An 11,683-nucleotide genomic window follows, 5' to 3' on the forward strand; every position below is an offset into this window, starting at 1 on the left:
CGGCACCTACGGGACGAGCCATGTCGTCTTCATCATCGGAGGGAGCCATGGGCTCTCCGATGAAGTCATGCGCCGCGCGCAGCAGCGCATGAGCTTCGGGCGCATGACGCTGCCCCACCAGCTCATGCGCCTGGTGCTCACCGAGCAGATTTATCGGGCGGTGAAGATAAATCGGGGGGAACCGTATCATAAATAGGGCGAAAATTTAAAGTGATTTTATTGTGGATTTTTTTAATAAATTTTATTACCCCTATGTCACAAATGCCTATGTTTTTTAGTTATATACATGAAAGGAGGTTTCTAATGATCATTGATGAGAAGGATGTAGATTTGAAATCCATATTGGGTAGTATTCAGAAAGGGGATATGCATTCTTATGTTGTAGTCTTAGATAGGTTTCAAAGACCAATATATCTGTATTGCTATTACTTACTTCGAAATCAGGAGGAAGCTGAAGATGCAACACAAGAAACTTTTATTAAGGCATTAGAGCATATTAAACAGTTTAATTACACTGCTTCATTCTCCGCTTGGTTATATAAAATTGCAAGGAATCATTGTACTGATTTGCTTAAAAAGAAAAATAGAGAAAAAAAAATATTAGATCTTTATCATATGAACAAACATCAAGAACAAGATCATAAATATACGGACTTCATTTATGAGTGCTTAGATAAGCTCAGCTCAGAGGAAAGGCAAATATTACTTTTAAGGATTCTCGAAGAATACAGTTATGATGAAATCGCATTTATTATGGATTCAAAATCAGTAAACATCAGAAAGAAATATGAACGTATTCGTAAAAAGTTAATTCAGGTAAAAAAGGGAGTGAACTTATATGAACAATCATATTGATCATCAGGATGATGAGATTATGAAGTTAAAAAAATTAATTTTAGAAACGCCAGTAGAGATTAATTTAACCGACCGAATTATGCAACATTATGGAAAAAATAATATAAAAATCAAAAATGTTACTCGTCATTATAGTAAAGGATGGAGAAAAGCGTGGATATCTATAGCTGCATCAATCATTTTCTTAACCATCATAGCAGGCACTGCATTTATTTCTCCTACAATGGCAGCCTCTATTAAACAGATTCCAGGTCTGAGTAGTATTTTCCAATTTGCAGACGATCTTGGACTGAGAATTGCAGATGAAAAGGGCTTATTAACCAAAATTGATGCAAGCGATACGCATAATGGTTTAACGGTAAGGGCAACAGCTGTATCATTCGATGGAACACGTGTGTCTATTGGAATAGAACGTGAAGGTGCAGATAATAGTCATCTTGGATCAATAGCAGTTGAAGATTTGAAGTTGTTTATTAACGGGGAGTCAATTAAAACTTATGCTGCTTCAGAAGATAACAACTTAAGTATCTTCATGTCCCCTAGTCAAGATAAAAATGCAATGATTTTGGAATTTGCTGATTTGAAAAATCAGGGAGGAAAAACTTTCCCGAAAAAATTTGAATTAACTTTAAATTTTACAGTACCCGGAATTAAAGAGCAATTCAATTTGTACCTTCCAGTAGAAATGAATACCGAGAACAATTTGGTACTTACACCTAATATAAATCGTAAATATGGAGACATAAATTTCAAACTTAAAAAAATTGAATTTACACCAGTGACAACGAACTTAACTACACAGATAGAACTGCCTCAAAACATGAGTATTTCTCAATTATATAGTTCAAATGAAGCGATTGGTTATGATTTATTTGATGAGAATGGGAAAAAAATGCAGTTAATTTCCGGTAATGGATGGAGTCCAACGGGGGGAGGGATTCAGATAAGCGATACTCGTTTTGCACCGTTTGAATCTACACCTAAATCAATAATTATTAAACCATATAAATATGTATACAAAGCAGACAGTAAGAATGAATTCCAATTAGATGAAAACGGAAATATAAAAGTAAAGTACATTCCTGAATTGCAAATCACCGTACCAATCACAACGAAATAAAAATCCTAAAAGCTTTATAACTATCTGTCCAATGATTATAGGCTAAACTAAATAGCAGGCTAAGGAATAACCTCAGCCTGCTATTTAAACAACAAATCAATTTTAGAATAATCGTAGATTATCTTACTACATCCACATAGTACCAACCAAGTAGAGTGCCATCACCTTTATAGGCTCCAACTTGAGCATGTCCATAGCCAATACTAATTATAAGATTACCGCTTAGCTTAACGACAGTACTACCTGACCAAATCAACCAATTAGTTCCACTTGTCATTGGATATTTCTGACCTAGACCAACGAGTGTAACATTTTGATCCATTGTATGAAAACCAGCTGGTACAAATGTAATATTCATTCTAGCATTTTCTGATGAGAAATCAGAAGTGGTTTCAGATGATGTTGGAGTTACCGGTGCAGCGGAAACAGCACCTGCCATAGATAACATTAATGCAGAAATAGATACAGCTAACAATACTTTTTTCATTTGTAGATCATCTCCTAGTATGTTTTTTAGTACATATTACTTATTACGACAAAAAAAGCCTACAAATTATTTTTTTACAAAATAACCATATATTATCCTCCTTTGTGTTCTATTCTATAATTAATTGAAAAACATGTAAATAGCGAAAAATGTAATATTATGAGAAAAATTGTCTGATGTTTTTTTAACCTGAATCGGTGAAATAATCAAAGCCCGAGGAAACTCTCCTCTTGAATTGCAGCGATTCGTGTGACAAGCAAAGAGGAGAGTAGATTTGCCTCCCTTAAGGCACAGGGAAACGGAGCTTGCCTTGCACCAAGCCCTTCCCGAACATACGTCCCCTGTTTTTCAGCCCGACAAGCTCATATAAATACGTCGAAACGTCGGAAACCAGAGACTGTGCCTGTCGAAGCGAAGCTTCGTTTGCCGCGCATGCTCCACCATGCGCGAAACTAACCAGATCAGATTCTCAATGACTGTTTTTACCCGCCTGCGGTTGACCTTCGTTAGCACTGGAGCATCCGGTTCTTGCAGCGAAATTTGCCCAATGGCTCGAAGCAGATTATACGCAACCAAACCTGCACAGAGGACCAGGTCATTCGCAGCAAATTTACCCGAGGGCAGACGCTTCAAATTCAGATCCGTCTTGAGTTCGCTGTGAAACTGTTCGCTCGTGGCATGGTCACGGTAGAGCCGAATGACTTGCCAAGGCGAACAGGTCAGTGTCGTGAAAAACACCTGTACTTCTACGCGTGGCACCAGCAGGAGCTGACCATCGTCCGCTCCATGACTTGATACACGACGTGAATCGGACGTTTCAGCTTCTTGTCCGTCCATTCCATGGAACCTAAATACACGCGCTTGCCTTCCCGTTCTTCACATCCCATCACATCCCATCCTGCCTGGCGATCATCAGCGATTCTTCCGGCGACTCCCGGCGGAGATTGCGCTTGACGATAAAATCCACATTTTCGTTCAGACACACGTTCAAATTCTCGAGCGCATCATTGCCAGCATCCATGCGCACGAGCAGCGGCGAATTGGCGATGCGGCGGGCATAGTCCAGACTGTGCGATAGAAACGCAGCCGCTTCTTTTTGCACATGCATGCTGCCTTCGCGCAGATTGACGTTGATGCCATAGCCTTCCTGCCCTAGATAGGCAAAAAACGGCGCATAGCCGTCCACCTTTTTGTACGTCAGGGACACGCCTTCTTTCCGGGTGTTACTATTGTCGAACGGCGAGACGTCCAGGTCCAGCGGTAGCCAGGACAACGTTTTCCCTTCAGGGAGTGTGGCCTGAGCAGGGGTCAGCGGTGCGTTCAGAGCGTGCAGCAAGTCCGCCGACTCTTCGAGCAAAATCGTCTGCCAGTCGTAGCTGTGCGCAGCGGCTAAATCCAGACGCTGTCGAAGGGTGGGAGAGGACGGGACATGTTTCAGGCCTAGGGACTTCGCGAAAAGTCAGTCCTCCCGAGAGGGCTCGATCTGGTCGAAATTACTTTTTCCCTGGCACAGCAATCCAAGATAAGCTAGGATCACATCCGGGTGAGTGACGGTAGGGTGCTGTGCACCGGGCAGAGCGTACCGAATGAGCCGTTTGGCAATCCGGGTATGAGAAAGAAGCAGGCCAATGAGGGCCAAACCGGAGTGAGCGGTGAGCCACTCCAAGGACTGATCAAGTTGAAAACGTATAGGGTTCATGTGTGCACCTCCCAGGTGAATTTAAGAAATACGGGAATTCTTCCCTTTTCGTTAGTTTACTTCACCGGAGTCTGTTTTTCTAACCTTTTCAGTATTTGGTTTCACGAATTCAGGATTCAGCTTATGTAGAACAAATTGGCTTCGCTTTGAATAAATCGAATGGATAATTTGCAAATTGGGGGTTCTCCATTGTAGGCAACAACAAATGAATGATCGAACACTTGGAAAAATCTGATTCGAAATCTATGATGATAGAAACCATGCTTAAAAATTATATCAGTATAGCCTTCCGATAAACCCGATCTATCGTATATCGGTCGATATTGTTTGGGGATTGTGTACATTTGAGAGGTTTGATGCCAAAATGCCCAATTGATATGACAACATAGCGCTAATTTTGTCGTTGTCTGATATATACTGTCGTGGTAAATTAATGGATAGAGTAGGGGGAGTAAGTATGCATGAGAGCGAATGGTTGCCGCGACTGTTATTAAAATCTGACTTACTGCATATATGCAACCTGTTTAATTTATCGATTGATGGGTTTCGAAAAGATAAGCTTTCAACTCGACCGGTTGAACAATTGCGGGGTGTTGTCACTTCAGCATTAGTTCGAGGGATCGGTACAAGAAAAGCGATACGCGGAAAAATTCCGATGCATTTGTTTTACGCAGAAATAGCAGAAGACGCAAAAGAGCAGATACCTGAGAACTGGAAAAGCTTATCCTTCGAAGAGATTGCAGTGGAACTAGATTTGTGTTCACAGCTTCGGATATACCAGAAAATTGCTATTATTTATGAATGGCATAATGATCAGTATACAGAACACTCTGACGCAATTAAAAAAAATGCAGTAGAGAAAAAGCCACTTTTTCAAGGGATCTTTAATATTAACGAAGATGAGATGGTGAATAAGGCCATCATGAGGATTGGTAATGGCATTCTCTATCCAACGGTAGATGAATATACCGAGTTTATAGAATCCATTGGAGCAAACGAAAAGTGGGAAGCAATAAAGGCGAGGCTTGACGAGAACGAAAACGAAAGGTCGAAACTGAACTACATTGCATCGCTTAATTCGTTTGATAGATTTCTTGCTGTTATAGCAATGCTACCGGAACAAGAACGACTCCAGCAAATTGCATTTTCCATGTATTTAGAAGAGAAGGAGAACCTGAAGACGGAAGCGTTTAAGCAAGTGAAAATGGAGACGGTTGCGACAAACGAACAATGTTCACGCTTGATGATCGAACTTGAACAAGCAAAGGAAAAGAATCACTGCCTACAAGATGAGATAGTGCAGCTTACTGATAAAATCTTAACGACAGACAAAGCTTTAACATTTAGCAAAGCTGAATTGCAAATTGTAAAAAACGAACGAGAGAACGAGAGACAAAAACGAATATATGCGGAAAAAATCAAAGAACTATTTGAGGAATTAGTACCTCTTTCAATAGATGCGATTATCGTCACAGACAGTCCAGACCCACGGATCAAAGAGGTGTTTTCAAAATCGATTTTTTCAAAAAACTTTTTGTTAAAAGAAAAACAAAATGGAACTATCTTTAAACTTAAAAATAAAGTGTGGTTTATTGACCGGCAATCCTTTAAGAATACACAGGATTGGTTACACATTAAGAATTTTCTTAACGAAAACGAATTTTACTTTGAAGAATACAACGATTATATAGAACTTCTCAAACAATACATACAAGTTATTGAAAAAGATATAACGGAGGAATATGTGCCATGAGTTCGATTTTAATAAATGAAAAAGTAAAAAGAGAGATCAGTAGTTGTTATATACTAGGTCGATTGGCAGACGAGTCAGATCCAGACAGAATACCAGCATTGGGTAGGGAAAGAAAAGCAGTTTCCATTAGCCAGCGAAACGAAAACAATGTTGTATTTTACTTGCAGGCAGTTAGCGATGAACCGAAATTACTAAAGGATGATTTGGGCAAAAGTCCAAAGGAATGTTATGTGTCTTTTGATGATTTTAACAGCCGTTACCTTCAGAGTATCAAATATTATGAGCAAGCAGACAAGGTGCAATTTTTACATGAACATTTAGAGGGGAAATTAATTCTATTTAAGCCAAAATTGAACTTGAGACACGATAGTACGGTACACAAATATCATTATAATTTTGAAATTGTGTTAGTGTCCGATGATAAAAATGAAGCAAATGATTATGTGGCAATCCCTCAGGTGAAAAAGGGGGTTCCTGCTGCCAGATTTGAAAGGTCACTTTTAGACAAAGCGCCTGTTCAGCTCCCTGATTACCCCATTTATATGGAAATACCTGAATTCATACTATGCGATGGATACTTATACTTTATACCTGAGCAAGATGTTTTGGTTACAGGAAATAACAATAATTTATATTATGCAATGAAGCCTCAATCCGTTAAGAGATTAGTTGTAAGTGAGATTGAAAATTTTTGGGATCATATGAAATGTGCATACAGAGAACTTGGATTTATAACGGCAAAATATGCTAGTGATCTTCGAGACCTGTTTGATCAGCGTGGAAACAGCATTGTTCAAGGAGAGGCCCCGCAACCGAAAAAAGAAGAAATGAAAGATCAAATACCGAAATCACCACGTACATTATCCGAGGCGGATTTTATCGCGAGACTCAAGCATTACACCGCAGCAGAAGGTCTGGTATATCAAGAAGAAGAAGGGCTTGTTAACTTTCATACAGCATTAAAGACGGAGAATATCGCTGTCCTTGGAGGGATGAGTGGAACAGGCAAGACGCAGCTCGCATTGCTTTATGCCAAAGCACTGGGGCTTAAAAAAGATGAAAATTTATTGGTTGTTCCCATTTCGCCTTCTTATACAGAACCATCTGATATCCTTGGCTATTTAAACCATCAACTCGGTCTTTTCATGGAAAGCGAGACAGGTCTTGTTTCGTTCTTGGAAAGGGCAAGCAATAACAAAAACGAGCTGTATATGGTACTTTTTGATGAGATGAATTTAGGACAAGTTGAGCATTATTTTTCGCCGTTCATCTCGCTACTTGAAATGCCTAAGGATCAACGGACACTCCGTGTTTATAGTAAAGATGCAATTTGTCATAATCGGAAACTACAAGACGGAATCAGTATATATGATAATGTGCTATTTGTTGGCACGGCCAATTTCGATGAAACAACTAAAGATTTCTCCAATAGAATGCTCGATAGGATGAATGTCATTTTTCTTGAAAAAACAGCTTTTGGGCAAGCCATGGAGGAAAAAGAAGAAGAGACCCTTTCTTTTGATATGGAAATGAATGTTAATCGAGATACTTATCGAGACTATTGGGTAGATAAAGAATCACGTCTGGAGGAAAGTGAAATATCCCTTTTAGACCGGCTTCACGAATTAATGCGTGAGTATGATTCACAAACTGGTGTTAGCTTTCGTATAGCAAAGGGGATCGGGAAATACTTATCCAATATTCCGGAAGTCAGCGAAGGAAACCCTTTTGTTACAAGAAAGACAGCATTTGATTATCAGATCAAGCAGCGCATTTTAACGAAAATAAGAGGTCATCGGGAACAAATTCAAGAGCTCGTCGGAAGCTACGACTTGGGCAATAACAAATATCAACGGGGATATATCGCACGTCTGCTTCTAGAAGAGCGTACCGCTTCCAACGGTGAAGATGATTTTAAAGCATCTTTAAACTTCCTTGAGCAAAAAGCGAAGGAATTGACGAGGAACGGGTATGCTTTATAGTCCAGAATCATTGCCTTTTGCATTAGAGTTTTTTACTGACGATACGCCGCAAAATACGAGAGCAGTGAGAGAGTTTTGGAATAGAGGTGGTGTGTCGCCAAAATCCATTCAAGATCTTGTGCAAGTAAAAGAAGGCGTTCAAATTGGTGCCAGGCTCTATCCAAGAGAGGGATTTGTGTTTGACCCCCATGCAAAACTTATCATTGAAAGTAGTACATATAATGATGAAGGAAAACAGGTGGATCTAGAAATCTCAATATCGCATAAAGGTGATAAGAGGTACCTTTTTAATCATGAGAGAAATCAGACATATCCTTGGAGGCTTGGCGTCTATTATCTTGAAGTTCACTATGATGAAGTCATTTACGCTTCTGCGATACTGGTTTCTCCTATTCATCTTTCGTCAGAACAAGTACAGCATATGCACATGGTTTTGGAGCAAGAGATTGTAGGAATATGTTATGAACTTGTGTATACCAGCAGATCAACTGGTAATGAGTATGAACTGCTGAATTCAAAAATGTATTACGACTATGTACTGCAGCTTATAAATGAAAAGGATAGGCTCTATGCTTCGCTTACTTATTTGGAGCGAAACCTTCACTCAGAAGTAAGAACTGAGTATGTAATCAAACCGTATGAGCGTAAGGTAGACCATAAAGGCTTACGCTGGAAGGAAATGCGAGCCTCTGCGTTTGATCTTAATAAAAGGAAGGCTCTCACAGTAGATCTCCCTGCTAATCAATGGATCAAGCATGTGATTTCATCTTGGATGAACGAGCTAAATCAAGTCGAACGGGAGATACAAAGCGATTGCAAGAAACAACAGTTTGTGATTCGAAACAATGAGGAAGAAAAAATGCGTAATGAAGAGCGCAAGCGTTACTGGCTGAATGAGAAGGAAGTTTCTAAAGAATCAAAAGATTCGATGCGATCCATTACATTTCGATTGGACGATGAAATAAAAAAGGCAGAGAAACAATTACAAGTGCTGACAAGATGGATAGACCTCCTTCAAAATTTATATGGGCGTTTTGGATATGTACTTTCATCAACGGGGTTATTAGAAGTAAGCAGGGCACGCAAGAAGCCGCAGTTAAAAGATCGAAGCTATCGAATTATTAGCGATTTATATGAACAAAGTAGAAAAACTCTCGTTGGTGAAAGTAAGAGCAACCATATCGTCCAAATTTTAAAGCCTACTTGGAAAGTGTATGAACAGTTTGTATTTTTTCAGGTCGTAGAGATATTGCGGCAAAATGGCTTTTCGATGCGAAATTCTTATACTATAGATGATTTCCGGGAAATGCCATCCGGGTTTAGAATCGAGTTAGAAAATGAACATTTAATCGTTCATGTATGGTACGATAAAATAATATACATGCGGGGAGATGCTTTAAGCAGGAATGATCCTTTCTATTCCCCCCGTTTAATCCAGCCGGATATCCGTGTTGATTTATACAGGAAAGAGGAGCATTCAGTATTTCTCTCTACGCTTGTAATGGATGCGAAACATCGGAAATACAAAGCTCTTCATAATGACAATTATTCGAGCAATGTATATTCGCAATTATCCAAATACAACACGATCTTTTACCGTGGTGAACATACGGTAGTAAGTTATAAGCGTCCAGTGGTTGACGGAGTTCTTTGTGTATACTCAAGAGATCGAGAAGCACCTGTAAAAAAAGAAGAATACCCATTTACATTTATCCAGCTTTTCCCGGAGATCGATCAAGACCAGATCACTGGATTCTCAGAACTGATGGGTGAGATATCCGCTTGGATTGAACAAAGCAAGGACAACTGATACAAGGGATAATTTGGATTAAATAATAAAGACTTTTCAGCCACGTTCACGATATCACTTCATGTATTCAACTAGCATCTTCATATAATAACGTTATCTGTCTAACTGACAAACACTCATACTGAGTATGTAAAAAAGGAGCTCATCAAATTATGGTGAAGCTCCTTTTTGTGAGTTCTGATTATGAGGTGCGAACCATGGCTTGGTAAATCGAGTCAACCATATGAGGCTCAGGATGTTTGGGGAAGTTGCATGAAAAATGGTTTGGTTCTAAGTAGGGCTTGCTGAATAATGCATAAACGTGAGAAATCGTGAAAGAATTGGAGAAAATATTGGAAAACTGAGATTTTATATTTGACCAAGTGCAAGGTTTTTGCGGGATTTCTTTAAAAAACCTTGCACCTGTAACCATTTTGCCGACCAATATACATCACAAATCTCTTGAAAAAGGACAGCGAACAGAGCATTTTATGCCCAGAGCAGCCTTTTAGACTCTAGATTTTGCCGTCATAGATCCATTCCTGCATATTATGCATGATTTCTTGTATATTTCGGACTTGTTCAGCAAGCCCTAAGTACGCTATGGCGTGTCATACGTGGTATCGTCCACCATTAACGTATCTTCTTCAATACTTTATGACAGTATCTGTAGAAGAGGACTGTCGGAAGCTTAAAATTCCGTCATGCTCTAATTATGAAAATGACGAAAAATTTAGCCGTTATACCGTATAATCTGAGCCGTATCATAAATAAATAGCGGCAAGTTTTTTGAGGAAAACTCGCAGGAGCCTGCATTTACAGCATACCGGCTATAAGAACGGGAGAGTTCACTCTCCAGTCGTTAATGGGCTTCTGCGAGTTTATTTGTGCTACAAAATGAAAAAGGGACTTTTGTCGGGGGTACTCCACGGTTTTTATTTCTATAAGACAGGAATAAAATGCTTCCCCGGCCCCAACAGCGCAGATGCAGTAAGACCGATATTACGTAGCACCAAAATCTTTACTGACGAAGAGCTGTCAATCATTCTTCGATCAATCTTTTATCAAGAAGATAGACATCGAGTCCATGGCCCATACGAAGAAATTATTAAAGACGCTATTTTAATACACTTGTACTTTCAGAATACTGATTACAATTTATCCAAGATGGATATACATAGACTGCGAAAGATATTTGTTGAATTGGGGATTCCTGAGGAACATGTAGAAGCGGAATCCAATGTTGATACGGGAACGATAAGCAGAGACACTGAAGACAGATGCCTTATGCTGGCCGATTTTGCAGAAGTGCTTGCAGGGCAAAACATTATTGGTGTCCCGGAAGATGAACGCTATCGTGAAATCTGCAAGTATTAGCCGGACTCTGATATCTATAAAGTACTTGAAGGTAATTGGTGCGCTGCATTCGTTTACTACTGCTGTATGCAGGCCGGATTGCTACTACCAATTCGATATCCCAATCGTAAGTTTCGATTAGCTGGGGTTGGCGCATGGTTGGATTGGGCCCAGTTGCCTGAAACAGGTTTTTTTCCAGAACGTGGTGATATTGTCGTTTACGAGAAGCTTTTGTCCGATAATTCTCACGGTTATATTGGAAGTGTTTTAGCTTGTGATGACAACAAAGTTTTGGTTGCAGAAGGTAACAAAGACAATAAAAACTATTCCAATGTTTTTATACAGGGATAAAGGTCATTGTATTCTCGGATATATCCGTATAGATAACGGTTACCATTTTAATTTCGATGGCGAATATATGACTATGTGTTAATTACTGTAAACCGATACAGTTATTCAACGGATAGGTAAGTTCAATATTCCAAAGAAAGGGCCATCCGAAAAGGATGGCCTTAAACTTGCCGTTACAGACAGCACGGTGAACCATATCATCAATAAAATGAAATCAACTAACTTGCCTCAATCAAAATGTGATTAATTCTTCTCCAATCCAATCCCCATAGCAGCAATAACTTCCCTTGT

At 39.5% G+C, this 11,683-nt stretch carries 9 protein-coding genes and 1 pseudogene; 8 read left to right on the plus strand and 2 right to left on the minus strand.

Annotation, left to right across the window (positions count from 1 at the left end; genetic code table 11):
- The 3 genes from L692_RS0118520 to L692_RS0118530 form a co-directional block, all read left to right on the plus strand.
- Positions 1-196, plus strand: a 196-nt coding sequence (locus L692_RS0118520; protein ID WP_025701571.1) for a 23S rRNA (pseudouridine(1915)-N(3))-methyltransferase RlmH, incomplete at its 5' end; no start/stop codon positions are given.
- A 107-nt stretch (positions 197-303) separates the two neighbouring features.
- Positions 304-855 (plus strand): RNA polymerase sigma factor, encoded by a 552-nt coding sequence (locus tag L692_RS0118525; protein ID WP_025701572.1) that lies wholly within the window; start codon positions 304-306, stop codon positions 853-855.
- Positions 839-1,975: a DUF4179 domain-containing protein gene (locus L692_RS0118530; RefSeq protein WP_025701573.1), complete on the plus strand. Its 1,137-nt coding sequence runs from the start codon at positions 839-841 to the stop codon at positions 1,973-1,975. Before L692_RS0118525 ends, L692_RS0118530 begins: the two co-directional genes overlap by 17 nt.
- Positions 1,976-2,093: 118 nt before the next feature.
- On the opposite strand, the gene L692_RS31960 is transcribed toward L692_RS0118530, so the two are convergent.
- Positions 2,094-2,462, minus strand: a complete 369-nt coding sequence (locus L692_RS31960; RefSeq protein ID WP_156940499.1) for a BLB8/JUQZ-1 family protein — start codon at positions 2,460-2,462, stop codon at positions 2,094-2,096.
- Positions 2,463-2,810: 348 nt separating this feature from the next.
- A pseudogene (locus tag L692_RS29365) lies at positions 2,811-4,161 on the minus strand (IS1380 family transposase).
- Between the two features lie 457 nt (positions 4,162-4,618).
- Between L692_RS29365 and L692_RS0118555 the strand changes: the two are divergent.
- The 5 genes from L692_RS0118555 to L692_RS33600 all read left to right on the plus strand — a co-directional run bounded on the left by L692_RS0118555 (position 4,619) and on the right by L692_RS33600 (position 11,392).
- On the plus strand, positions 4,619-5,914 hold the full coding sequence (locus L692_RS0118555; protein ID WP_025701577.1) for a hypothetical protein: 1,296 nt from the start codon (positions 4,619-4,621) through the stop codon (positions 5,912-5,914).
- Positions 5,911-7,896, plus strand: coding sequence for an McrB family protein (locus L692_RS0118560; protein ID WP_025701578.1), 1,986 nt, complete (start codon positions 5,911-5,913; stop codon positions 7,894-7,896). Before L692_RS0118555 ends, L692_RS0118560 begins: the two co-directional genes overlap by 4 nt.
- Positions 7,886-9,706, plus strand: a complete 1,821-nt coding sequence (locus L692_RS0118565; RefSeq protein ID WP_025701579.1) for a hypothetical protein — start codon at positions 7,886-7,888, stop codon at positions 9,704-9,706. The genes L692_RS0118560 and L692_RS0118565 overlap by 11 nt, the downstream gene beginning before the upstream one ends.
- A gap of 876 nt (positions 9,707-10,582) precedes the next feature.
- Positions 10,583-11,062, plus strand: a complete 480-nt coding sequence (locus L692_RS33595) for a hypothetical protein (RefSeq protein WP_232238824.1) — start codon at positions 10,583-10,585, stop codon at positions 11,060-11,062.
- Between the two features lie 66 nt (positions 11,063-11,128).
- A complete protein-coding gene (locus tag L692_RS33600; protein WP_232238825.1) occupies positions 11,129-11,392 on the plus strand; it encodes a CHAP domain-containing protein in 264 nt (87 codons plus the stop codon).
- The last annotated feature ends 291 nt before the right edge of the window (positions 11,393-11,683 follow it).

The organism is Paenibacillus forsythiae T98 (assembly GCF_000520735.1).
GTDB classification, from domain to species: domain Bacteria; phylum Bacillota; class Bacilli; order Paenibacillales; family Paenibacillaceae; genus Paenibacillus_AQ; species Paenibacillus_AQ forsythiae.

What these genes read in the sequence shown, in the direction of transcription:
- L692_RS0118525 (WP_025701572.1), top strand. Translation starts at nt 304, where the DNA reads ATGATCATTGATGAGAAGGATGTAGATTTGAAATCCATATTGGGTAGT.
- L692_RS0118530 (WP_025701573.1), top strand. Translation starts at nt 839, where the DNA reads ATGAACAATCATATTGATCATCAGGATGATGAGATTATGAAGTTAAAA.
- L692_RS31960 (WP_156940499.1), bottom strand. Translation starts at nt 2,462, where the DNA reads ATGAAAAAAGTATTGTTAGCTGTATCTATTTCTGCATTAATGTTATCT.
- L692_RS0118555 (WP_025701577.1), top strand. Translation starts at nt 4,619, where the DNA reads ATGCATGAGAGCGAATGGTTGCCGCGACTGTTATTAAAATCTGACTTA.
- L692_RS0118560 (WP_025701578.1), top strand. Translation starts at nt 5,911, where the DNA reads ATGAGTTCGATTTTAATAAATGAAAAAGTAAAAAGAGAGATCAGTAGT.
- L692_RS0118565 (WP_025701579.1), top strand. Translation starts at nt 7,886, where the DNA reads ATGCTTTATAGTCCAGAATCATTGCCTTTTGCATTAGAGTTTTTTACT.
- L692_RS33595 (WP_232238824.1), top strand. Translation starts at nt 10,583, where the DNA reads ATGAAAAAGGGACTTTTGTCGGGGGTACTCCACGGTTTTTATTTCTAT.
- L692_RS33600 (WP_232238825.1), top strand. Translation starts at nt 11,129, where the DNA reads ATGCAGGCCGGATTGCTACTACCAATTCGATATCCCAATCGTAAGTTT.